Annotated in this window: 24 protein-coding genes; 21 read left to right on the top strand and 3 right to left on the bottom strand. The window is 71.8% G+C overall.

What is annotated here, in order from left to right:
- The first annotated feature begins 46 nt into the window (after positions 1-46).
- The 4 genes from AB0M43_RS32830 (at position 47) to AB0M43_RS32815 (ending at position 2,163) form a co-directional block, all read left to right on the top strand.
- On the top strand, positions 47-811 hold the full coding sequence (locus tag AB0M43_RS32830) for a sigma-70 family RNA polymerase sigma factor (protein ID WP_363730045.1): 765 nt from the start codon (positions 47-49) through the stop codon (positions 809-811).
- Complete coding sequence (gene rsrA, locus AB0M43_RS32825; RefSeq protein WP_363730042.1) at positions 808-1,098, top strand: mycothiol system anti-sigma-R factor; 291 nt, start codon at positions 808-810, stop codon at positions 1,096-1,098. Before AB0M43_RS32830 ends, rsrA begins: the two co-directional genes overlap by 4 nt.
- Positions 1,099-1,414: 316 nt before the next feature.
- Entirely contained in the window at positions 1,415-1,654 is a 240-nt protein-coding gene (locus AB0M43_RS32820) for a biotin/lipoyl-binding carrier protein (RefSeq protein ID WP_363730039.1), read from the top strand.
- On the top strand, positions 1,654-2,163 hold the full coding sequence (locus AB0M43_RS32815) for a GNAT family N-acetyltransferase (RefSeq protein WP_363730038.1): 510 nt from the start codon (positions 1,654-1,656) through the stop codon (positions 2,161-2,163). Before AB0M43_RS32820 ends, AB0M43_RS32815 begins: the two co-directional genes overlap by 1 nt.
- Before the next feature lie 191 nt (positions 2,164-2,354).
- On the opposite strand, the gene AB0M43_RS32810 is transcribed toward AB0M43_RS32815, so the two are convergent.
- Entirely contained in the window at positions 2,355-2,894 is a 540-nt protein-coding gene (locus AB0M43_RS32810; protein ID WP_363730037.1) for a helix-turn-helix domain-containing protein, read from the bottom strand.
- Positions 2,895-3,000: 106 nt separating this feature from the next.
- Between AB0M43_RS32810 and AB0M43_RS32805 the strand changes: the two genes are divergently transcribed.
- Together AB0M43_RS32805 and AB0M43_RS32800 are read left to right on the top strand one after the other, a co-directional pair.
- On the top strand, positions 3,001-4,551 hold the full coding sequence (locus AB0M43_RS32805; protein ID WP_363730036.1) for an MDR family MFS transporter: 1,551 nt from the start codon (positions 3,001-3,003) through the stop codon (positions 4,549-4,551).
- 411 nt (positions 4,552-4,962) lie between these two features.
- Positions 4,963-5,973 carry an SIS domain-containing protein gene (locus AB0M43_RS32800; RefSeq protein WP_363730578.1) on the top strand — a complete coding sequence of 337 codons (1,011 nt, stop codon included), beginning with the start codon at positions 4,963-4,965 and terminating at the stop codon, positions 5,971-5,973.
- A 330-nt stretch (positions 5,974-6,303) separates the two neighbouring features.
- Here AB0M43_RS32800 and AB0M43_RS32795 read toward each other — a convergent pair whose 3' ends face one another.
- Entirely contained in the window at positions 6,304-7,104 is an 801-nt protein-coding gene (locus AB0M43_RS32795; RefSeq protein ID WP_363730034.1) for a DUF2785 domain-containing protein, read from the bottom strand.
- A gap of 84 nt (positions 7,105-7,188) precedes the next feature.
- On the opposite strand from AB0M43_RS32795, the gene AB0M43_RS32790 reads away from it, so the two are divergent.
- From AB0M43_RS32790 to AB0M43_RS32730, 13 genes are all read left to right on the top strand, one after another.
- Complete coding sequence (locus AB0M43_RS32790; protein WP_363730031.1) at positions 7,189-7,965, top strand: enoyl-CoA hydratase-related protein; 777 nt, start codon at positions 7,189-7,191, stop codon at positions 7,963-7,965.
- Positions 7,966-8,121: 156 nt separating this feature from the next.
- Positions 8,122-9,750 carry an acetolactate synthase gene (locus AB0M43_RS32785; RefSeq protein WP_363730029.1) on the top strand — a complete coding sequence of 543 codons (1,629 nt, stop codon included), beginning with the start codon at positions 8,122-8,124 and terminating at the stop codon, positions 9,748-9,750.
- On the top strand, positions 9,747-10,163 hold the full coding sequence (locus AB0M43_RS32780; protein WP_363730027.1) for a hypothetical protein: 417 nt from the start codon (positions 9,747-9,749) through the stop codon (positions 10,161-10,163). The genes AB0M43_RS32785 and AB0M43_RS32780 overlap by 4 nt, the downstream gene beginning before the upstream one ends.
- 1 nt (position 10,164) lies before the next feature.
- The gene (locus tag AB0M43_RS32775) at positions 10,165-10,392 is read left to right on the top strand and encodes a hypothetical protein (protein ID WP_363730025.1); all 228 of its coding nucleotides are present in this window, start codon (positions 10,165-10,167) and stop codon (positions 10,390-10,392) included.
- A 194-nt stretch (positions 10,393-10,586) separates the two neighbouring features.
- Entirely contained in the window at positions 10,587-11,258 is a 672-nt protein-coding gene (locus tag AB0M43_RS32770; RefSeq protein WP_363730023.1) for a hypothetical protein, read from the top strand.
- A 182-nt stretch (positions 11,259-11,440) separates the two neighbouring features.
- The gene (locus tag AB0M43_RS32765) at positions 11,441-12,583 is read left to right on the top strand and encodes an extracellular solute-binding protein (RefSeq protein WP_363730021.1); all 1,143 of its coding nucleotides are present in this window, start codon (positions 11,441-11,443) and stop codon (positions 12,581-12,583) included.
- On the top strand, positions 12,580-13,368 hold the full coding sequence (locus tag AB0M43_RS32760; RefSeq protein ID WP_363730019.1) for an ABC transporter permease subunit: 789 nt from the start codon (positions 12,580-12,582) through the stop codon (positions 13,366-13,368). The genes AB0M43_RS32765 and AB0M43_RS32760 overlap by 4 nt, the downstream gene beginning before the upstream one ends.
- 40 nt (positions 13,369-13,408) lie before the next feature.
- Positions 13,409-14,182 carry an ABC transporter permease subunit gene (locus tag AB0M43_RS32755; RefSeq protein ID WP_363730018.1) on the top strand — a complete coding sequence of 258 codons (774 nt, stop codon included), beginning with the start codon at positions 13,409-13,411 and terminating at the stop codon, positions 14,180-14,182.
- Complete coding sequence (locus AB0M43_RS32750) at positions 14,179-15,198, top strand: ABC transporter ATP-binding protein (protein WP_363730016.1); 1,020 nt, start codon at positions 14,179-14,181, stop codon at positions 15,196-15,198. The genes AB0M43_RS32755 and AB0M43_RS32750 overlap by 4 nt, the downstream gene beginning before the upstream one ends.
- Before the next feature lie 206 nt (positions 15,199-15,404).
- Positions 15,405-16,184: a GNAT family N-acetyltransferase gene (locus AB0M43_RS32745; RefSeq protein ID WP_363730014.1), complete on the top strand. Its 780-nt coding sequence runs from the start codon at positions 15,405-15,407 to the stop codon at positions 16,182-16,184.
- A gap of 83 nt (positions 16,185-16,267) precedes the next feature.
- Positions 16,268-16,591 carry a hypothetical protein gene (locus AB0M43_RS32740; protein WP_363730012.1) on the top strand — a complete coding sequence of 108 codons (324 nt, stop codon included), beginning with the start codon at positions 16,268-16,270 and terminating at the stop codon, positions 16,589-16,591.
- Positions 16,588-18,399, top strand: a complete 1,812-nt coding sequence (locus tag AB0M43_RS32735) for a M91 family zinc metallopeptidase (protein WP_363730011.1) — start codon at positions 16,588-16,590, stop codon at positions 18,397-18,399. Before AB0M43_RS32740 ends, AB0M43_RS32735 begins: the two co-directional genes overlap by 4 nt.
- Before the next feature lie 97 nt (positions 18,400-18,496).
- Positions 18,497-19,381, top strand: a complete 885-nt coding sequence (locus tag AB0M43_RS32730; protein WP_363730008.1) for a GNAT family N-acetyltransferase — start codon at positions 18,497-18,499, stop codon at positions 19,379-19,381.
- Positions 19,382-19,427: 46 nt separating this feature from the next.
- Here the strand turns inward: AB0M43_RS32730 and AB0M43_RS32725 are convergent, their stop codons facing one another.
- Positions 19,428-19,580: a hypothetical protein gene (locus AB0M43_RS32725; RefSeq protein ID WP_363730006.1), complete on the bottom strand. Its 153-nt coding sequence runs from the start codon at positions 19,578-19,580 to the stop codon at positions 19,428-19,430.
- Between the two features lie 264 nt (positions 19,581-19,844).
- Between AB0M43_RS32725 and AB0M43_RS32720 the strand changes: the two genes are divergently transcribed.
- Positions 19,845-20,627 (top strand): electron transfer flavoprotein subunit beta/FixA family protein, encoded by a 783-nt coding sequence (locus AB0M43_RS32720; protein ID WP_363730004.1) that lies wholly within the window; start codon positions 19,845-19,847, stop codon positions 20,625-20,627.
- 19 nt (positions 20,628-20,646) lie between these two features.
- Entirely contained in the window at positions 20,647-21,609 is a 963-nt protein-coding gene (locus AB0M43_RS32715) for an electron transfer flavoprotein subunit alpha/FixB family protein (RefSeq protein WP_363730002.1), read from the top strand.
- The last annotated feature ends 208 nt before the right edge of the window (positions 21,610-21,817 follow it).

Here is a 21,817-nt window from a genome sequence, read left to right as displayed (position 1 = left end):
CCTCCCTTTGAAGCTCTGGTCGGCAGGGCTGGAGGGGAGCAGGCACGTGGCGACCATCCTGCGGGAGCAGGGCAGCGAGCACTTGCAGCAGCTGCTGACGGCACCCGAGTGGCCCGCAACCTCGGGCGAGGTCTTCCAGGTTAGGGCCGTATCCTCACTCCAGGGCCGCACTCCGCGGACCAGGGGGGACGGCACAGTGCCAGTAGCCGAGGGCGTGGGGGAGCAGAGGGCCCGGTTCGAACGGGACGCCATGCCGTTCCTCGACCAGCTCTACGCGGCCGCCCTGCGGATGACCCGGAACCCGGCGGACGCCGAGGACCTGGTCCAGGAGACGTTCATGAAGGCGTTCGCCGCCTTCCACCAGTTCGAGCAGGGCACGAACCTCAAGGCCTGGCTGTACCGGATCCTCACGAACGCGTACATCAACTCGTACCGCAAGCGGCAGCGCCAGCCCATCCAGGCGCCCACCGAGGAGATCACGGACTGGCAGCTGGCCGAGGCCGAGTCGCACACGTCCTCCGGGCTGAAGTCCGCCGAGACCGAGGCCCTCGAACGGCTGCCCGACTCCGACGTCAAGGACGCGCTCCAGCGGCTGCCCGAGGAGTTCCGCCTCGCGGTGTACCTGGCCGATGTCGAGGGCTTCTCGTACAAGGAGATCGCCGACATCATGGGTACCCCGATCGGCACCGTCATGTCCCGCCTGCACCGTGGCCGGCGCAACCTGCGCGGCCTGCTGGAGCACTACGCGGCCGAGCGCGGCTTCGGCGGCTCCGAGCGTCAGGGGCAGGCCCGGCAGGAGGTGCAGTCGTGAACGGCGAGTCCCAGGAGGCGGCCGACTGCCGCGAGGTACTGGCGGAGGTCTATCTCTATCTCGACCTGGAGTGCGACGAGGGCCGCCGGGGGCTGATCCAGACCCACCTCGACGAGTGCTCGCCGTGCCTGCGGGAGTTCGGGATCGAGCAGGAGGTCAAGGCGCTGGTCGCCCGGTGCTGCGGCGGCGAGTCGGCGCCCACCGAGTTGCGCGACCGGCTGCGGATGCGGATCGAGGAGATCGCCGCCGAGCCGTCGTTCGAGGCGGAGCTGCGCGACCTCGCGTAGGTACCCGAGACGGTGATCAATCCGGCGGGCCTCTAAGCTCGTAGGGATTCGGTGCAGTACACGCAGGGAGAGATGATCATGGGTAAGAAGGCCCGCAAGAAGCGCAGTCGCAAGAACAGCAAGGCCAACCACGGTCGTCGTCCCAACGCCTAGTCACTGGGCGCACCGCACGACTACAGCGTTATCCGATAAGACCGGCCCCCAGCGGCCGGTCTTATCGTTGTTTCCCGCGGGTAACTGGGTGGGTGCGTCCCGGCTGGGGCCTTCCGCATGATTGGATACGCGCGGTAGCCCCACTCAATGAGGAGGTTCGACGATGACCGAGGTCCGTGCCGAGATGGTCGCGAACGTGTGGAGGGTCCTTGTCAAGGAGGGCGACACGGTCGAGGACGGCGACACCCTGATGATCCTGGAGTCCATGAAGATGGAGATCCCGGTGATCGCGGAGGAGGACGGCACCGTCACCAGGATCGCGGTCAACGGCGGCGACCCGGACGACGCCAAGTCGATGGGGGACGTCGTGCAGGAAGGCGACCTGCTGGCGGTCATCGAGTAATGCTGGTCCGGTTGGCGGGGCCCGAGGATCTGGCCGCGGTCGGTGCGATCACCGTCGCGGCGTACGCGCACTCCGGGCAGCTCTCCGGCGACAGCGGCCGCTACGAGCGGGTGCTCGCCGACGCCGCCGGTCGGGCCGGGGACGCCGACCTGCTGGTCGCCGTGGACGGGGACGGGACCGTGCTCGGCGCGGTCACGTTCTGTGTACACGGCCAGCGGCTCGCCGAGCTGACGAAGCCGGGCGAGGCGGAGTTCCGGATGCTCGCCGTGGACCGGGCGGCGCAGGGACGCGGCGTGGGTGAGGCGCTGGTCCGCGCGTGCCTGGACCGGGCCGTCGCGCTCGACTGCACGGCCATGGTGCTGTGCACGCGCGACGAAGGGGTCGCGGGGCCGGCGCGGCGGTTGTACACCCGGCTCGGGTTCGTCCGGACGCCGGATCTGGACTGGGAGCCGGTGGCCGGGGTGACGCTGGACGCGTGGCGCCTGGAACTGGCCGGCTCGACCCGCTGACCCGCTGACCCGCTGACCCGCTGACCCGCTGACCCGAGGGCCGGGGCGCCGCCCATCGCAGGGTCGGCCCGGATGAACCGTCCGGAACATGGGGCGGTCGCCCGTTGCGGGACTGCCCTGACGGCCGTCTGCCCCGGGCGCGATGGCACGGGTGGCCCCGGAGCCGCCGTCTCCCGCACGTACCCGTCGGATCAGATCTTGTCCGTGACGAGTTTCGAGGCGAGCTCCAGGATCGCGTCGGACATCTCCTTGTCGCTGCTGGCGTGCTCCTCGCGCAGCATCCAGCCCGCGTGCATCGTCAAGATCGCCGCGAGGGCGCGCAGCCGCTCGGCCAGGTCGGGGGTCTCGCCGATGAGCAGGACGTGCAGGCGGCCCATGCGTTCGCGGAACCGGGCCCCGGCGTCGATGTGCCGCAGGGCGGTCTGGTTCTCGTGCAGGAACCGCATGACCTTGGCACCCTCGCGGATCTTGGCGGCGTACCGCCGGACGACCTCCAGCCGGGTCTCCGGGGTGCGCGGCTGATCGTTGCCCCACTCGATGATCGCGTCGATCTGCTGGCCCATCGAGTCGAGCAGGCCGTTGAGGATGTCGTCCTTCGTCTTGAAGTGGTAGTAGACGGCCGCCTTGGTGATCCCGATCCGCTCGGCGATCTCGCGCAGTGACGTCTCCCCGTAGCCTCGCTCGGCGAACAGGTCGAGTGCCTCGACCATGATCCGTTCACGGGTCTCCACGTCACACCTCTCAGAGAATCTACTTGCCGGCCGGCAAGGGACCGGGGTATCTTCGCCACAGTCTACTAGCCGGCCGGCAAGTAAGCGGCCATAGGTAACGGAGAACATGGTGACACAGACGGAGCCCTCGACGGCGGAGCGTAGAGCCATCCTCGCGGTGCTGCCGGGACTTGTCCTGGTCATGCTCCTGGCCATGCTGGACAACACGATCGTCGGCACCGCGATGCCCACCATCGTCGGCGACCTCGGCGGCATGCAGCACTTCGCGTGGGTGGCCACCAGCTACATCCTCGCCTCGACGATCACCACCCCGCTCTACGGCAAGCTCGGCGACCTCTACGGCCGCAAGAAGCTGTTCATCACCGCCATCCTGATCTTCCTCGCCGGTTCCGCACTGTCCGGGCTGGCGCAGGACATGACCCAGCTGATCGCGTTCCGCGCGGTGCAGGGCCTCGGCGCCGGCGGCCTGATGGTCGGCGTGATGGCCATCATCGGCGACCTGGTGCCGCCCCGCGACCGGGGCAAGTACCAGGGCTACTTCGCCGCCGTGATGGCGCTCGCCATGGTCGGCGGCCCGCTGGTCGGCGGCTTCTTCACCGACCACATCTCGTGGCGCTGGTGCTTCTACGTGAACGTGCCGCTCGGCGCGATCGCGCTGTTCATGATCATGGCCAAGCTGCACACCCCGAAGAACACGGTCAAACACAAGATCGACTATCTGGGTATCGCGCTGCTGTCCGGCGTCTCCACCGCCCTCGTCCTGCTCACCACCTGGGCCGGCACCGAGTACGCTTGGGGGTCGCCGCAGATCATCGGGCTCGCCGTGGCCGCCGGCATCGGGCTCGGGCTGTTCCTCTGGGTCGAGCTCCGGGCCACCGAGCCGGTCCTGCCGCTGAACCTGTTCACCAACCGGAACTTCTCCCTCACCGCCGCGATCGGCTTCTTCCAGGGCTTCGCGATGTTCGGCGCGATCATGTTCCTGCCGCTGTTCCAGCAGCTCGTGCAGCACTCCTCGGCCACCAACTCCGGCCTGCTCCTGCTGCCGCTGATGTTCGGCATGATGAGCGCGTCCATGGTCGCCGGCCAGGTGATCACGAAGACGGGCAAGTACCGCTGGTTCCCGTTCGCCGGCGGGATCGTCATGACGGCCGGCATGCTGGCCCTGTCCACGATCGACGTGGACACCTCGAAGCTGACCACGTCGCTGTACATGGTCGTGCTCGGCGTCGGGATGGGCCTGATCATGCAGATCGTCGGCATGATCGCCCAGAACAGCGTCGGCCCGAAGGACATGGGCGTCGCCAGCAGCACCTCGATGTTCTTCCGGTCCATCGGCGGCGCGTTCGGCGTCTCCATCTTCGGCGCGATCTTCACCCACACCCTGCGCTCGGGGCTGTCCGGGCTGCCGACGGACGTCGCCGACAAGCTGGCCAGCAGCGGGGCGCGGATGAACCCCGCCGACCTCGCGCAGCTGACCACGGAGGCCAAGACGATGTTCGGGCAGGCCGTGGCCGACGCCACCGCGACGGTGTTCGGCTGGGGTGTCGTGTTCACCGTGCTGTCGGTACTGCTGGCGATCTTCATCCAGCACGTACCGCTGCGGGGCGGGGCGTCGGGGGCGTCGGACGGGGCGGAGAAGGAGCTGGTGGAGGCGTAGCGGCGGGGCCTTCAGCCGGGTCGCCGTGGTCGGCCCTCGGACCGCATTCTGGTCGGGTCGCCGTGGCCGGGGCCCTGGTCCGCCACTCGGCCGGGTCGCCGTGGCTGGGGCTCCGGACCGCCACCTCGTCGTACTGTCGGGCGCTCGTCATCTCCGGATGGCGGGCGCCCTTCCCATGTGCCGGAACGGGCGCGCACCGGCGCGTGCCGCAGTTCGCGCAATTCGCGCATGCGCAATCGGGGACACAGCGGGAATAAAGGAGCATTCTAGTGACGGACGCGTGCGCAGTACACGCGCGATGGGTGCGCGTTTGAGCTTGGTCACTGGACTTCGCGAGCATTATCGAGCATGCTGTGCTCAGAAGATTTCGCACGAGGAGGCGCAGTGATCGCACAACAGGCCGGGATCGGCATGGCCACCGACATCGCCGAGCAGCCCGCGGGCTACGCCCGGCTGCTGGAGGAGGGCGCCGGTGCGATCGCGGAGGTCGCCGCCAAGGTCGCCGAGTGGCAGCCCAAGTTCGTGCTGTTCACCGCGCGCGGCACGTCCGACCACGCGGCGCTGTACGCGGCGTACCTCACCGAGATCCGGCTCGGCATCCCCGTCGGCCTGATCTCCCCGAGCGCCGTGACCCTGTTCGGGGCCCGGCCGCGCTTCGAGGACGCCCTGGTCGTGGGCGTGTCCCAGAGCGGCGGGTCCCCCGACCTGGTCGAGGTCGTCCGGGCCGCCCGCGAAGGGGGCGCGCACACCCTCGCGGTCACCAACAACGCCGCCTCCCCGCTGGCCGCCGCCGCCGAACTGCACGTGGACGTGCTCGCCGGGCACGAGCGCGCGGTCGCCGCGACGAAGACGTACACGGCGGAGCTGTTCGCGCTGCTCATGCTCATCGAGGGCGTCAAGGCCGGCGGCGCGCTGCCCGCCGACGAGCGCGCCGAACTGGAGCGGATCCCCGGGCTCGCCGAGAAGCTGCTCGCCGACCCGACCGCCACCGAGCTCGCGCCCCGCTACCGGTTCGCCGACCGGATCGTCACCACCGGCCGGGGGTACGCGTACCCGACCGCCCGCGAGACCGCCCTGAAGCTGATGGAGACCTCCTACATCGCGGGCCTGGCGTTCTCGGGCGCCGACCTGCTGCACGGCCCCCTGGCGATGACCGACCCGGACGTGCCGGTGCTCGCGGTCGCCGGCTCCGGCCCGGGCGGGCAGTCCATGCGCGAGGTGCTGGCGAAGCTCGGCGAGCGCCGGGCCGACGTGGTCACCATCGGGGCGGGCATGACGATCGGCACGCCGGAGGTCGACGAGCGGTACGCGCCGCTGCTCGACATCCTGCCGTTGCAGCAGCTGGCGTTGTCGTTGGCGCTGGCCCGGGGCGAGGATCCGGACGCGCCGCGCGGCCTGAAGAAGGTCACCGAGACGCTGTAGTACCCCTGTGGAAGGCCCGCCCGGATCTGGTCCTGGCGGGCCTTTCGCGTGCGTGACCAGGGCGGGCCGCCGGGCCTGTGGCCAGCGGCGACGGGGCGGGGCGCTCGGGCACCGACCCGTGTGCGGCAGGCCGGGGGTGCGGGGCGGGCGGGCCGGACCGGGGCCCGCGCGGGCTCCGACCTCCGCGCGGGCCCCGGTCCGGGGACTTGTCGCCCCTCCGGGGTCAGCCGGTCCGTGAACGCCGACCCTGTGCCGGCCGGCAGTGCGTCGCGTCGCCGACCGTGTGCCCGGTCGGTTGAGCGGGTAGTGGGTGCCGCCGGACGGGGTTGGTCAGCCCATTCGGGTGAACGTCGGGCGGAGTACGGAGCCCAGGGCCCGCTTCAGGATCCTGGCGTGCGGGATCGGCACCGGGGCGCTGCCGCCTTCGAGGAGCACGCCCCGGTCGGCGAACATGTACAGCATCCGCAGGGTGCGCATCGTGTTCGTCGCCTGGACGGTCGGGCCGGTCCGCAGCCGGACGGCGAAGGTCTCCCGGGCCGGGTCGAGCCAGTCGACGGCCTCGTCCTCGGTGAGTTCGGGGCGGGTGAGGACCCGGGCGAGCGCGTAGGCGAGCCGGTCGTCCTCCTGCGCGTCGAACACGTGCGTGGTGGGGGCGACCAGGCGGTCGATGCCCACGTCGAGCAGGGTCAGCAGGTCGTCCACGTCGACGGCGGCGCACTGGCCGAACGCGCCGAGCAGGTCGGCCCCGTGCGCGACGGCGTGCAGCCAGCCCAGTTCGGGGTGGTAGCCCCGGATGTCGGGCTCCGTCGGGTACCACTTGACGAAGGCGTCGAGCCACTCCGGCCGGAACGTACCCTCCGACACGATGCAGTCGAGGATCAGCGGTGCGAACGTGCGGGCCTGGATCTCGGGATCGTCGGTCATCCGCAGCGCCATCGTGTCGCCGAGCGCGACCCGGTCGGGCTCTTCGAGGTGCTCGACCCATTCGGCGGCGATGTTGTAGCCCACGGCGTCCCGCAGGTGCGGATCGGGGGATCTCAGCAGCTCAACGAGCTCGTCCATCAGCTCGGCGAACGGCCGGTCGGCGGGAATGGCGTACTCGTTGTCCAGGATTTCCTGCCAGTTCGTCACGCGCGCACGATAGCCCCACACCCCCCTGCCGCGCCTCTCCTTTAGTCTGGGCCCCGACAGAGGCGTCGGCGGTGGAGGTCGGTCATGGGTGAGTTCGTGCGGCTGGAGACTGGTAAGGACGGCATCGCGGTGATCCGTCTGGATCGGCCGAAGATGAACGCGCTGAACACGCAGGTCCAGGAGGAGCTGCGCGCGGCCGCCCAGGAGGCCACGGCCCGCGAGGAGATCAGGGCCGTCATCGTCTACGGCGGCGAGAAGGTCTTCGCGGCCGGCGCCGACATCAAGGAAATGGCCGACATGGGGTACGTGGCGATGAGCGCCCGCGCCCGCGACCTGTCCAGCGCGTTCGACGCCGTGGCCCGGATCCCGAAGCCCGTGGTCGCCGCGATCACCGGGTACGCGCTCGGCGGCGGCTGCGAGCTCGCCCTGGCCTGCGACTGGCGGGTGGCCGCCGAGGACGCGAAGCTCGGCCAGCCGGAGATCACCCTCGGCGTCATCCCGGGCGCGGGCGGCACCCAGCGGCTGGCCCGGCTCATCGGCCCGGCGCGCGCCAAGGACCTGATCTTCTCGGGCCGCCTGGTGGACGCCGAGGAGGCGTACCGGATCGGCCTGGTCGACAAGATCGTGCCCGCCGCCGACGTGTTCACGGCCGCCACGGAACTGGTCGAGCGGTACGCGAACGGGCCCGCCCAGGCGCTCAAGGCCGCCAAGCAGGCCATCGACAGCGGCCTGGACGTGGACCTGGCCACCGGGCTGGCCTGGGAGAGCCAGCTGTTCGCGGGGCTGTTCGCCACGGAGGACAAGGCCGAGGGCATGGCGGCGTTCGTCGAGAAGCGCGCGCCGAAGTTCACCGGGCGGTAGCCGGGGACGGCGGCGCCGAGTTCCCGGCACCGGAGACGGGCGCGCCTAAGGTGACCGGCCGCCACGTGGGCGCGCCGCCCGGCACCGCGCCCCGGGTGTCGCGCCCCGCGAAATTGAGGGCTGTCCCGCCTATCTACCCCCGGGTAAGGTGCTGGGATGACTGAGACGATCGCGGGGCACGGCGGTGATCTCGCGCTCGCCGCGCTGCGCGGCTTCGGGGTCAACGAGCTGTTCACGTTGTCCGGCGGGCACATCTTCCCGCTGTACGACGCCGCCCAGCGCGCCGGCCTGCGCATCCTCGACGTCCGGCACGAACAGTCCGCGGTGTTCGCCGCCGAGGCCGTGGCGAAGCTGCAACGCCGCCCGGCCCTGGCGGCGCTGACCGCCGGCCCCGGCGTCACCAACGGCATCTCGGCGGTCACCACCGCCCAGTTCAACGGCTCGCCCGTGCTGGTGTTCGGCGGCAGGGCACCCTCGTGGCGCTGGGGCTCCGGCAGCCTCCAGGAGCTCGACCACGTGCCGCTGCTGGCCCCGGTCACCAAGCACGCCGGCACGGTGCTCGACACCGAGGACATCGTCGCCGACGTGTACGCGGCGGCGATGGCCGCCATCTCCGGCCACAAGGGACCGGCGTTCCTGGACTTCCCGCTCGAGGTGCTGTTCGGCCACCCCGAGGACCCGGTGACCCTGCCGAGGGTGTTCGCGCCCCCGGTCGTGGAGGCCGACCCCGACGACGTGTCGAGGGCCGCCGCGCTGCTGGCCGGCGCGGAACGGCCGGCGATCATCGCGGGCTCCGACGTGTACACCGGGGACGCGGTCGGCGCCCTGCGCGCGGCGGCGGAGAACCTGCGGGTGCCGGTCTACACCAACGGGATGGGCCGGGGTTCGCTGCCGCCGGAGCACGAGCTGGCGTTCTCGAAGAGCCGGCGCGCGGCGCTGTCCGACGCCGACGTGGTGGCCGTCGTCGGTACGGCGCTGGACTTCCGGCTCAGCTTCGGCGACTTCGGCGCGGCCACCCTGGTGCACATCGTCGACGACCCGGCGCAGCGCGCGACGCACATCGAGCCCGAGGTGTCCCCGGCCGGCGACCTGCGCGCGATCCTGTCCGCCCTCGCCGACTACGCCGGTCCGCGCGCCGACCACGACGACTGGCTCGAACAGCTCCGCGAGATCGAGGACTCCGCCCGCGAGGACGACCGTGCGGCCCTGGAGGCCGACACCGAGCTGATCCGCCCCAGCCGGGTGTACGGGGAGCTGCGCAAGGTGCTCGACCGGGACGCGGTGACCATCGGCGACGGCGGCGACTTCGTGTCCTACGCGGGCCGCTACCTCGAACCGGCGACCCCCGGCTGCTGGCTCGACCCGGGGCCGTACGGCTGCCTGGGCACCGGGATGGGCTACGCGATGGGCGCGCGGTACACGTACCCGGACCGCCAGATCTGTGTCCTGATGGGCGACGGCGCCTCCGGGTTCTCCCTCATGGACGTCGAGTCCCTGGTCCGGCAGGACCTGCCCGTGGTCATCGTGGTGGGCAACAACGGGATCTGGGGACTGGAGAAGCACCCGATGCGCCAGCTGTACGGCTACGACGTGGCCGCCGACCTGCAACCGGGCCTGCGCTACGACGAGGTGGTCAAGGGCCTCGGCGGGGCGGGGGAGACCGTGGCGAAGGCCGGGGACCTGTCCGGCGCGCTGAACCGGGCGTTCGCGTCCGGCGTGCCGTACCTGGTGAACGTGCTGACCGACCCGGCGGACGCGTACCCGCGCTCGTCGAACCTCGCGTGACCGTCACGGGCCGCGACGGGCGGCGCTGGCGGGTCCGGCGGCGGTGGCTGCCCTGGCGGCCCAAGAACCGCCTCGACGGCCTGGACATCGTCAACGGGCTCAGCTTCGACATCGACCACCCGATCATGCTGTTCCTGTTCCTGCTGATCGTGCTGCCGTTCCTGCTGATCGCGGTCATCTTCCTGGCGGAGCTCCTGCTCCTGCTGCTGATCGTGCCGGTGCTGGTCATCGCGCGGACCGCGTTCGGGGTGCCGTGGACGGTCACGGCGAAGTCGGGCGGGGACGAGTTCGCGGCCGAGGTGTCCGGCTGGTCGGAGTCCGGCGAGCTGATCGAGCAGACCCGGATGGAGATCGAGGCGACCGGCTGGCCGCGTTCGATGCGCCAGATCCGGGGCGCGGTCCGGGCGCGCTGACGTGGAGGTGTTCACGTCGGCGGGCGGCGGCCTGCGGTACTGGCACCTGCGGCGGCGCTGGCGGCCCGGGGGCTGGACGGTCACGGCGCGCTCCCGGGACGAGGTGTTCGCCGGGGAGCCGACCGGGTGGCGCGCGTCCGGGGAGCTGATGGTCAAGGTCCGGGCGGAGATCGAGCGGACCGGGCGGCCGGGGTCGCTGCGCGCGGTGGAACCGGTCCGGGCGGCCTGACCCGGGACGGCCCGACCGGGCATCTGACGGGACAGCCCGACTGGGCGTCCGACGGGACGGCCCGACCGGGCGTCCGACCAGGGCATGAATGTCCGGACCGTACCCCGCGGCTCGGTCGTGGTTCGGACAGTGCAGGATTTCCGGCGGGCGGCGTTGCTAGGTTCCGGCACACGTTCGTGCCGAGAGGAACCGCCATGTGGGGACATCGTTCGTGGAGTGCCGTCGCGCTGGTCGCGGCCGTGGCGGCCGGGGGCCTGCTCGCCGGCTGTGACGACGCGCCGGCCAAGCCCGCCCCGGGCGCGTCGACGGTGCCGACCATCGCCCCGGCGACCGCCCCCGTGGCCACCGCCGCCCCGTCGAAGCCCGCCCCCGCCACGACCGGTGCGCCCGCCCCGGCGGGGGCGTCGGTGACCTGTGCCGAGGTGCGCGGCGCCAAGGTCCGGGGCTCGAAGGCGCCCTACACCGCGGCCGGGGTGCCGCTCGTCGACGGCCACTGGTCGGGGCCGGACGGCCTGACCTTCGCGGTCCAGGCGCCGTGCGCGACCGGGAACCTCGACCCGCACGGCGGACTCTCCACTCTTGGCACGATCATGAGCAGCACGTCGGGTACCACCGGCCGGTTCTGGGGTCTGATGCTCTGCAAGCGGGAGGCCGGCGCCCCGGTGTGCTCGGTGCTCGTGCAGCTGGGCGACCGGGAGCCGGTCCAGTCGGTGGCGATCGGCGGCCAGAAGGCCACTGTGGTCTACCTGACCCGGACGCCGGACGTGCCCGCGGCGGGGCTGAACCTCCGGCGGACCGCCGTCTACCAGTTCGGCGGGAACACGCTGCTGGAGCTGAGCCACACGGATGAGGCGTACACCCCCTAAGTGGTCTAGACCACTACTTTTCCCGCTGCTCCGGGGCTCTGAGCAGTGCTTTTGATCACCGCTCAGCCGACTGTCGCCGCTCGGGCCCGCAGGGTTCGAGCGGGACTCACGCCGCGTTCACCTCCGCGACACGCTCCCTGCCCACTCTGACGGGGCCAGACATTCCCGTTGGAGGAGCAGCAGTGAAGCGTGTTCTAGTGGTGAGCGTCGCCGCCATGGTCGCCGTGGCCGGCCTCGCCGGTTGCGGTTCGTCGTCCAAGGCCAAGGAGAAGGCGGCCGCGACGACCAGCGCGGCCGAGGCGAAGAGCGCGGCCGACCTGGGCGGCATGGACGCGCTGATCGCGGCTGCCAAGAAGGAGGGGCAGCTCAACGTCATCACGCTGCCCCACGACTGGGCGAACTACGGCGAGATCCTCAAGACCTTCTCGGAGAAGTACGGGATCAAGCTGGAGGAGGCGAACCCGGACGGGTCCTCCGCCGACGAGATCAACGCGGTGAAGAGCCTCAAGGGCCAGGACCGCGCCCCGGACGTCCTCGACCTGGGCAGCGCCTTCGCGCTCTCCGGCGCCGCCGAGGGCCTGTTCGCCCCGTACAAGGTCGCCAAGTGGGACGAGATCCCGGCCAACCAGAAGGACGCCGACGGTCGCTGGTTCAACGACTACGGCGGCTACGTCTCCATCGGCTGCGACGCCAAGAAGATCGCGGTCTGCCCGACGACGTTCGCGGACCTGCTGAAGCCGGAGTACAAGGGCAAGGTCGCCCTCAACGGCAACCCGACCAAGTCCGGCTCGGCGTTCGCCGGCGTGTACGCGGCCTCGCTCGCCAACGGCGGCAGCTTCGACAACATCCAGCCCGGCATCGACTGGTTCGCCAAGCTCAAGCAGGCCGGCAACTTCCTCCCGGTCGAGTCGACCCCGGCGACGATCGAGAAGGGTGAGACCCCGATCTCGATCGACTGGGACTACCTGAACGCCGGGTACTCCGACAAGTACAAGGACAAGGGCATCGACTGGAAGGTCGCGGTGCCGGCCGACGGCAAGTACGCGAACTACTACAACCAGGCAATCAACAAGTCCGCCCCGCACCCGGCCGCCGCGCGCCTGTGGCAGGAGTTCCTCTACTCCGACGAGGGCCAGAACCTGTGGCTGAAGGGCTACGCCCGCCCGGTCCGGCTGCCGAAGATGGTCACCGCCAACTCCGCGAAGGCCGACCTGGTCGCCAAGCTGCCGAAGGTCGAGGGCGAGGTCAAGTTCCCGACCCCGGACCAGATCACGGCCGTGAAGAAGGTGCTCGCCGACAACTGGGCGAAGGCGATCACCTCTTGAGCAAGTGGTTCGCGCTCGTCCCCTTCGTACTGATCGTCGGGATCGGTCTGGTCGCTCCTGTCGCCGTGTTGGCGACCGGGGCGACCAGCCTCGGCGACACCGTCGGAGGGGCCTACGGCATCGCCCTGGCCGGCAGCCTCAAGCTGTCCCTGGTCACGGCGGTGCTCGGCGCCATTCTCGGCACCCTCATCGCGCAGGCCGTGGTGAAGAGCAAGCCCGGGCTGCTCCGCAAGGTGGTCACCACTGCGTCCGGGGTGCTGGCCAACTTCGGCGGCGTGCCGCTGGCCTTCGCGTTCATGGCCACCATCGGCAACGCGGGCATCGTGACGAAGGTGCTCGGGCTCGCCGACACCGGGTTCTCGCTGTACAACATGGTCGGGCTGTCCGTGGTGTACCTCTACTTCCTCGTACCCCTCATGGTGCTCGTCGTTCTTCCCGCCCTGGACGCCGTCAAGCCGCAGTGGGGCGAGGCCGCGGCCAGCCTCGGCGGCTCCCGCTGGCACTACTGGCGGCACGTCGGCGCCCCCGTGCTCGCCCCGCCCGTCGGCGCGGGCGCGCTGCTGCTGTTCTGCGGGGCGTTCAGCGCCTACGCGACGGCCGCGGCCCTGGTCGGCGGTTCCGTGCCCCTGATCACGCTCCAGATCGCCGACGTGCTCAGCGGGAACGTGCTGGTCGGCGGCGAGGGGATCGGCGCGGCGCTGGCCCTGGACATGCTGATCATCGTCGGCGTCATGATGATCGGGTACTGGCTCCTGCAGCGCCGCACGTCGAGGTGGCTGCGGTGACCGCGACTCCGCACACCGACCTGACGGCGGGGTGGTCCCGGTGATCCGCCGGTTCGCGCTCCTCCTCGTCGGCCTGTACTTCGTCGTCCCCCTGGTGGCGTCGTTCGCCTTCACGGTCGAGGACGGCACCGGGGTGTACGGCGACATCGTGGGCTCCCCGGGGTTCGCCGACGCGCTCCGCCGCTCCATGACCCTGGCCGTCCTGACCGTGCTCGGCGTCCTCGTCGTCGTGCTCCCGGCCCTGCTGGTCGTGCACCTCAAGCTGCCGAAGCTGCGCCCGCTGGTGGAGAACCTGTCCCTCCTCCCGCTGGCCGTGCCGCCGATCGCGCTCGTGGTGGGCGTCCGCAGCCTGCTGGGCATGGGCCCCGAGGAACTGGCCGGCACGCCGATCGGGGACTTCCTGGTGTCCATCCAGGACCCGGAACTTCCCTGGGTACTCGTCATCGTGTACGTCGTCCTGGCCCTCCCGTTCGCGTACCGCAGCCTCGACGCGGGCATCCGGGGCGGGGACCTGGCCACCCTGGTCGACGCGGCCCGGGGCCTGGGGGCCTCCTGGGGCACCGTGCTCGGCCGGGTCGTCCTGCCGCAGCTGCGGTCCGGGCTGCTCGGCGCGGCGTTCCTCACCCTGGCGCTGGTGCTGGGCGAGTTCACCGTGGCCAGCATCCTGCTGTTCGAGACCGTCCCGGTGTGGCTGGTGAAGGTCGGCGGCTCGGACGGCAAGCTCTCCGTCGCGGTCAGCCTCGCCAGCCTCGTGTTCACCTGGCTGCTGCTGCTGTCCGTCTCCGCACTGGACCGAAAAGAGAAGAAGGCATGACGTCCGTCACGATGAGTGGGCTGCACCGGTCCTTCGGGGGCGTCAAGGCTCTCGACGGGCTGGACCTGGCCATCGAGCCCGGCGAGCTGATCGCCCTGCTCGGCCCGTCCGGCTGCGGCAAGACCACCGCGCTGCGGGTACTCGCCGGGTTCGAGACCGTCGACTCCGGCTCGGTACTGGTCGGCGACGCGGACATCACCCGGGTACCGGCCGCCAAGCGCGACATGGGCATGGTGTTCCAGGCGTTCAGCCTGTTCCCGAACCTGTCCGCGCTGGAGAACGTGGCCTTCGGGCTCCGGGTCCGCCGGGTCGGATCGGCCGCCCGCCGGGCGCGCGCGACCGAGCTGCTCGAACTCGTCGGCCTCGGCGACAAGGCCAAGGCGTTCCCGCACCAGCTCTCCGGCGGCCAGCAGCAGCGGGTCGCGCTCGCCCGGGCCCTGGCCATCGAGCCCCGGGTCCTGCTCCTCGACGAGCCGCTGTCCGCGCTCGACGCGCAGGTCCGCACCCAGCTCCGCGACGAGATCCGCCGGATCCAGCAGCGGCTGGGCACCACGACCCTGTTCGTCACGCACGACCAGAGCGAGGCGCTGTCGATCGCCGACCGGGTCGCCGTGCTCCGGGCCGGGCGGGTCGAGCAGCTCGCCAGCCCCGACGAGCTGTACCACCGGCCGTCGACCGCGTTCGTGGCCGAGTTCGTCGGCACCACCAACCGGCTGCCGGCCCGGCGGATCTCGCCCACGGCCGTCGAGGTGTTCGGCACCCCCCGGGAACTCGCGGGCGACGGCGACACCGAGATCCTGGTCCGCCCCGAGGCCCTGACCGTGGTGGCGGACCCGGCCGGGGACGTGGTGATCGCGGCCCGGACCTTCCACGGCGCGCTGACCCGGCTCGCGCTGGAGCTGCCCGGCGGGCGGGAGATCGTGGCCGACGTGCCGAGTCCGCTGGCCGGTGGCCTGGTGCCCGGGGTGAGCGTGCGGGTCGCGCTGCTGGCGGACGTGCCGGTACTGGCGGCCTGACCGGTGCCCCACGGCCGCCCCGCGTGGCGTACCCCGGATCGGCGTGTGGCATGTTCTTGTCTTCTTCGGGGAAGGCGTCGTCCTTCGGACGGGATCGACGGCGTCTTCCCCGAAGTCGCACCTCCGCCCCGGCGGACCGGGCGGCGGCCGGACCGGTCCCGCTAAACCGCTGGCGGCCGGCGTCCGCGCGTGCTTGGCTGCCGGGGATGACTGACTTGTTGACGGCGTTCGACGCCGAGATGCGGGGCCACGACCCCGACGACCTGCCCCTCGGGGCCATTGTCGAGAAGGACGGACCCATCTGGCGGGTCTCCGGGCTGCCGTGGGGCGGCTTCATCGGATACCACCGGGATCTGGGCGGCCTCGACGGCGCGGAACTCGACGCGTTCATCGCGCGCCAGCGGGACTTCTACGCGGCCCGGGGCGAACGGTTCGAGTGGAAGACCTACTCGCATGACCTGCCCGCAGACCTGCCCGACCGGCTGCTGGCCGCCGGCTTCGAGGCCGAGGACCCCGAGACGGTCGTCGTCGGCCCCGTCGCGCCCCTGGCCGTCGCGGCCGACCCGCCGCCCGGCGTGACCCTGCGCGAGGTGACCTCCCGGGAGGACCTGACCCGGATCGTCGGCATGGAGGAGGCGGTCTGGGGCTCCGACCGCAGCGACCTGGTCGAAGGGCTGCTGGGCGAACTCGCCGCCGACCCGAACGGCCTGACCATCGTCGTCGCCGAGGCCGACGGGCTGGTCGTGTCGGCCGCGTGGATCCGGTTCGGGTCGCGCAGCTTCGCCTCGCTGTGGGGCGGGGCCACGCTCGCCGAGTGGCGGGGCAAGGGCATCTACAAGGCACTCGTCGCGTACCGGGCCCGGCTCGCCCACGCGCGCGGGTACTCCTACCTCCAGGTGGACTGCTCCGAGGACTCCCGGCCGATCCTGGAGCGCCTGGGCATGACGGCGGTCACCCGGACCACGCCGTACATCTGGCAGCCGTAGCGGGCCCTGGGCGGGCGCGGGGCCCCTGCGGGCGGCCTCCCGGGCAGGCATAGAGGGTTGCGCATGTCCGCTACCGTCGGGACATGCCCGAAGAGGTGAGAGCCGACGCCCGGGAGCTGGCCCGACTGGCCGCCGCCTTCGACGCGGCGGCCACCGCCCTCTCCGACGCCCTGCACGCCGCCCGGCCCGCGATGGCACTGCCGTCCGCCGCGTTCGGGGTGACCCGGGGCGGTAGGGACCTCGCCGGTTCCTGGGCCACCGTGGCCGAGGAGGCCGCCGCCCCGGTCGACCGGCTCGTCGAGCTGCTGGAGACCGACTACGACCGGCTGCTGCTGGTCGCGGCGGCGTACCAGCGGGCGGACGAGAACGCCGCCGCCCGGACCCCGACCCGGCAGGCCCTGCGGTGAGCGAGGTCGAGACGATCGCCAACCTGTGGCGGCTCGGGGCCGACCCCGCCGCGCTGCGGGCCGCCGCGTCCGCGCTGCGCCTGTTCGGGGCCGGGGCGCACCGGGCCGCCGAGACGGTCACGACGGCCACCGGGACGGTGTTCGCCGCCGAGTGGACGGGCACCACGGCCGAGACCTACGACGCGCACCGCCGCAAGGTCACCGCCGACGTCGAGGCGGTCGGCGGGCACTTCGGCGCGGCGGCGCTCGCCCTGGAGACCGCCGCCGCCGCGCTCAGCACGGCGCAGGGCGCGCTCGACGACAGCCGGGCCCGGCTGTCCGCGAAGGTCGGGGCGACGTTCCGGGACGACCAGGTCACGGTGACGATGCTCGGCCGGGACCAGACCCAGGTGGTGATCGCCGAGATCCAGGCGGCCAGCGACATCCGGGCCGACCTGGACGTGACGTTGACCAGCCAGTTCGTCGCGCTGGAGAAGCTGCGCACCCCGTTGCGGACCATCGAGGCCGCCTGGGAGGGCCCGATCGACTGGTTCACCCTGCCGCCGGAGCCGGACGGCACGGTGTTCCTCGTGGTGGACGGCACGCTGATGGTCAACACCGGACCGGGGAACGACCACGTGTCCGTCCGGGTGGACAAGCGGACGGGCGAGCGGTTCCTCGTGGTCAACGGGATCGAGCGCCAGATCTTCGACGGCATGGACCTGGTGATCCGCGCGGGCGGCGGCAACGACGAGATCGACGTGCCGCCCGGTACCCGGCTGCGGTTGACCGTCCTCGGCGGCGACGGCGACGACCGGATCCACGGCGGGGACGGCGCGACCCGGCTGCTCGGCGGGGCCGGCGATGACCGCCTGTACGGCGGGGCGGCCGCCGACCGGATCTCCGGCGGCGCGGGCGACGACTACGTGGACGCGGGCGACAGCGACGACACGGTCACCGGCGGCACCGGCGACGACGTGCTCTACGGCATGTCCGGCGCCGACCGGGTGTCCGGCCAGTCCGGCGCCGACTACCTGGAGGGCGCGCGGGGCGACGACCGGCTCGACGGCGGCGCCGGCCCGGACGTGCTCTCCGGTGGCGAGGGCGACGACACCCTGCGCGGCGGCGCGGGCGACGACCGGCTCTACGGCGGGCGCGGGGTCGACACCGGGTCGGGCGGCACCGGAACGGACCGGGCGTCCACCCAGTCCGGGGACCGGGTCGACGCGGAGCGGACCGTGACCGTGGAGATCAAGGGGCATCCGGGCGACACGATCGACGTGCGGGGTTCACCGGAGTTCGTGGCCCGGGTGCGGGCCGACCTGGGCATGCTGGAGGGCTCCCCGCTCGGCCAGGAGATGCTGGCGGCCGTCGATCGGGCGCACGACCGGACCAGGGCCGTCGCGGCGGACTGGCCGATCCTCGGCGCCATCGCCTACCAGGGCGACCAGCTGACGATCGTGGAAGGCCGGGACGAGGCCGGGCACGCGCGGTACGACAGGGTCTGGGAGCTCAGCGAGAAGTACGAGATCACGTACAACCCCGCCTATCCGGGTACGGGCAGCGCCGCCGGTGGCCGGCCGCTCACGATCCTGTTCCACGAGTTGGCGCACGTCTACGACTACTCGCACGACACCCGCGCGCCGGGGACGTACGGGGGCGCGGACAACCCGGGAGCGCCCGACCACGAGCGGGAGGCCGTCGGGCTGCCCGTCGACCACGACGGCGACCCCCGGACCCCCGAGCGGACCTACCCGGGGCACCCCGACGGGCTCACGGAGAACGGCCTGCGCCGCGAACTCGGCTACCCGGAGCGGGAGAGGTACTGACCGCGCCCGCGTCGCCCGGACGATCGGGGTGATCGCGGGTCCGGGCCCCGGATAATTCCGTCGTCCGGTTCCGGGCCGGGCCGCTAGCCTGCGGCGCATGACGCTGAGGGTGACGAGGTTCGACGGTGAGTACGGAGCGCTCGCGGCCTGGACCGGGGACCCGGTGGCGGAGCTGCGGGCCCAGATCGAGGAGTACCACAGCGAGGACCGCGACACCTGGCTCGCCTGGGAGGGCGACGCCGTCGTCGGGGTGCTGAACCCGTGGCGGCGCCCCGACGGCCGGCACACCCTGTACTTCGGCCCGACCCGCCCGGACGCCCACGCCCCGCTCGCCGGGGCCGTCCCCGGCGAGGTGTACGTGACCGCGCCGGTCGCCGACGCGCCGCTGTTCGAGGGGCTCGGGTTCGTGGCCGAGCGGCGGGAGCACCGGTACCTGGTGCCGGTATCCGTGGTCGACGGCCCGGTCCCGGCGGGGATCGCGCTGGTCAGCGCCGCCGAGCTGGGGCTGGAGCTGATGGACCTGGACTGCGCGCTGCGGGAGGACGTGCCCGGCGCGGACGGCTGGCGGCCCGATCCGGTGTGGTTCCGGGAGGAGACCTGGGACTCGCCGTTCTTCCGCCCGGAGTACTACCTGGTGGCCGTGGCGGACCGCGAGCCGGAGGGGGCCGGTGGTCCGGAGGGGGCCCGGGACGCGGGGGCCGCCGGTGGCGCGCCGACCGGTCGGGACCTCGTCGGGCTGGTGCGGGTCTGGGACGGGCCGCGCCCGGTACCCCGGCTGGGCATGGTCGGCGTGCTCCCCGGGTACCGGCGAAGGGGTCTGGCCCTGGCTCTGGTGGGTGCGGTCTTCCGTGCCCTGCACGCGCGCGGGGTCGCGGAGGTGGCCTGCGAGGTCGACGTGACCAACACCGGCTCGAACGCGCTGTTCACGGGTTTGGGCGGCCGGGTGGTGGGCGGCGAGGTGGAACTCCGCCGCCCAGCCTGAACCCGGCCCCGGCCCCGCCCGAAACGCGTCAGGCCCCGGGCCCGGCCTATTTCGTCGGCGGGATCTGGAACATGTCGTGCAACTGGTCCCGCAGGCACTCCTCGCGGAGCTTCCCGCAGGTGCACAGGTGTTCGTCGGGGGGTGGTTGCGGGTGGTGCTCCTGGGTGGGCTCGGCCGCGACTTCTGAGTTCTTCGTCATCGCTGGACACCTCCTGGGCTCAAGACGTGCGCGGAGGAGGGATGTGACGCCACTATCGTGTACTTTGCGTCACCCACATCATGCCTGGCCGGAACGCCTGGCAGAGTGAGATCCACAAGACATCTACTAGACTGGTAGCTACTGGCTAGTAACATGGGCGGTGGTCAAGCACACAGCGGCGCGGGTTGACCCGTGCGGCTGTGCGCGAAAGGCTCACGTCATACCGGAGCTTAACGCTCGTTCAGCAGGAGGTCGTGTCCGGCGATGAAGATTGTCGTACTTGTGAAGCAGGTGCCGGATTCCGGCTCCGAGCGCAACTTGCGCGCTGACGACGCAACCGTCGACCGCGCGTCGGCGAGCAACGTCATCAACGAGATGGATGAATACGCCATCGAGGAGGCGCTGAAGATCGCCGAGGCGAACGGCGGGTCGGAGGTGACCCTCCTGACGATGGGGCCCGACAGCGCCACCGAGGCCATCCGCAAGGCCCTGTCCATGGGTCCCGACGGCGCGGTGCACGTCGTGGACGACGCGCTGCACGGCTCGTGCGCGCTCGGCACGTCGAAGGTGCTCGCCGCCGCCCTGAAGACCCTGGAGTTCGACCTGGTCATCTGCGGTGCGGAGTCGACCGACGGTCGGACCCAGCTCATGCCGCACATGCTCGCCGAGCGGCTCGGCATCCCGGCGCTGACCGGGGCCCGCAAGCTCACCGTCGAGGGCGCGACCCTGACCGCCGAGCGCCAGACCGACGAGGGGTACGAGGTCGTGCAGGCCACCGGCCCGGCCATCGTCAGCGTCTGGGACACCATCAACGAGCCGCGGTACCCGTCGTTCAAGGGCATCATGGCCGCCAAGAAGAAGCCCGTGAGCACCCTGTCCCTGGCGGACCTGGGCATCGGGGCGGACGAGGTCGGCCTGGCCGGCGCGACCAGCAAGGTGCTGTCCAGCACCAAGCGGCCCGCGCGCACGGGCGGCACCAAGGTCGAGGACTCCGGCAACGGTGGCGCCGACCTGGTGACGTACCTGACCGCCGAGAAGTTCGTCTGAGCCGGGGAGAAGGAAAAAGATGACTGAGGTACTCGTCGTCGTCGACGGCTCGGCCGCGACCGGCGTCAAGAAGGTCACCCTCGAACTGCTGACGCTCGCCCGCACCCTGGGCACCCCGTCGGCGGTCGTGCTCGGCGCGCCCGGCACCGCAGAGGCGCTGGCCGCCAAGCTCGCCGAGTACGGCGCGGAGAAGGTCTACGTCGCCGAGAGCGCCGAGATCGACGGCCACCTGGTCGCCCCGAAGGCCACGGTGCTCGCGCGCCTCGTGGGCGAGGTCAACCCGGCCGCCGTGCTGATCGGCTCGACCCAGGAGGGCAAGGAGATCGCCGCCCGCCTCGCGGTCAAGCTCGACAACGGCCTGCTCACGGACGTCGTCAGCCTCGCGGCCGACGGCACCGCCCAGCAGGTCGTGTTCGCCGGCTCGACCATCGTGGACTCGCAGGTCACCAAGGGCCTGCCCCTGGTGACCCTGCGGCCGAACTCGCTGACCCCCTCGGCCGCCCCGGCGGCCGGCACGCTGACCCCGGTCGACGTGACGGTCGACGAGGCGGCCCTCGGCGCCAAGGTGCTGGAGCGCAAGATCGAGGCCAAGGGCTCCCGTCCGGAGCTCACCGAGGCCAACATCGTCGTCTCCGGTGGCCGGGGCGTGGGCTCGGCGGAGAACTTCAAGGTCGTCGAGGACTTCGCCGACCTGCTCGGTGCCGCCGTCGGTGCCTCGCGCGCCGCGACCGACTCGGGCTTCTACCCGCACGCCTTCCAGGTGGGCCAGACCGGCAAGACGGTCTCCCCGCAGCTGTACGTCGCGCTGGGCATCTCCGGCGCGATCCAGCACCGGGCCGGCATGCAGACCTCGAAGACCATCGTCGCCGTGAACAAGGACGCCGAGGCGCCGATCTTCGAGCTCGCCGACTTCGGCATCGTGGGGGACCTGCACAAGGTCGTCCCGCAGGCCGGCGACGAGATCCGCAAGCGTCGCTCGTAGTCACGTGTGACAGGTGGCCGGGAAGCACGCGCTTCCCGGCCACCTGCCGTTCCGGGACGCCATCCGGGCAGGGGCGGCGGGGACCGCGCTGCGCGGGGCCCGAGCCGGGCAGGGTGGTCGCGCCCCGGCCAGGTAGCGGCCGGGACCGGGGCCTCCGGTGACGGAGGGAGGGCCGGCTGCGAGTACCCGCAAAAGGGTTTTCGTTCCC

Source organism: Longispora sp. NPDC051575, assembly GCF_040681875.1.
Classification (GTDB): Bacteria; Actinomycetota; Actinomycetes; order Mycobacteriales; family Micromonosporaceae; genus Longispora.
Note: the sequence above shows the minus strand (reverse complement) of the source record. Positions and strands in the feature narration are given on the sequence as shown.

What these genes read in the sequence shown, in the direction of transcription:
- AB0M43_RS32820 (WP_363730039.1), top strand. Translation starts at nt 1,415, where the DNA reads ATGACCGAGGTCCGTGCCGAGATGGTCGCGAACGTGTGGAGGGTCCTT.
- AB0M43_RS32815 (WP_363730038.1), top strand. Translation starts at nt 1,654, where the DNA reads ATGCTGGTCCGGTTGGCGGGGCCCGAGGATCTGGCCGCGGTCGGTGCG.
- AB0M43_RS32805 (WP_363730036.1), top strand. Translation starts at nt 3,001, where the DNA reads ATGGTGACACAGACGGAGCCCTCGACGGCGGAGCGTAGAGCCATCCTC.
- AB0M43_RS32800 (WP_363730578.1), top strand. Translation starts at nt 4,963, where the DNA reads ATGGCCACCGACATCGCCGAGCAGCCCGCGGGCTACGCCCGGCTGCTG.
- AB0M43_RS32790 (WP_363730031.1), top strand. Translation starts at nt 7,189, where the DNA reads ATGGGTGAGTTCGTGCGGCTGGAGACTGGTAAGGACGGCATCGCGGTG.
- AB0M43_RS32785 (WP_363730029.1), top strand. Translation starts at nt 8,122, where the DNA reads ATGACTGAGACGATCGCGGGGCACGGCGGTGATCTCGCGCTCGCCGCG.
- AB0M43_RS32770 (WP_363730023.1), top strand. Translation starts at nt 10,587, where the DNA reads ATGTGGGGACATCGTTCGTGGAGTGCCGTCGCGCTGGTCGCGGCCGTG.
- AB0M43_RS32750 (WP_363730016.1), top strand. Translation starts at nt 14,179, where the DNA reads ATGACGTCCGTCACGATGAGTGGGCTGCACCGGTCCTTCGGGGGCGTC.
- AB0M43_RS32745 (WP_363730014.1), top strand. Translation starts at nt 15,405, where the DNA reads ATGACTGACTTGTTGACGGCGTTCGACGCCGAGATGCGGGGCCACGAC.
- AB0M43_RS32740 (WP_363730012.1), top strand. Translation starts at nt 16,268, where the DNA reads ATGCCCGAAGAGGTGAGAGCCGACGCCCGGGAGCTGGCCCGACTGGCC.
- AB0M43_RS32730 (WP_363730008.1), top strand. Translation starts at nt 18,497, where the DNA reads ATGACGCTGAGGGTGACGAGGTTCGACGGTGAGTACGGAGCGCTCGCG.
- AB0M43_RS32725 (WP_363730006.1), bottom strand. Translation starts at nt 19,580, where the DNA reads ATGACGAAGAACTCAGAAGTCGCGGCCGAGCCCACCCAGGAGCACCAC.
- AB0M43_RS32720 (WP_363730004.1), top strand. Translation starts at nt 19,845, where the DNA reads ATGAAGATTGTCGTACTTGTGAAGCAGGTGCCGGATTCCGGCTCCGAG.
- AB0M43_RS32715 (WP_363730002.1), top strand. Translation starts at nt 20,647, where the DNA reads ATGACTGAGGTACTCGTCGTCGTCGACGGCTCGGCCGCGACCGGCGTC.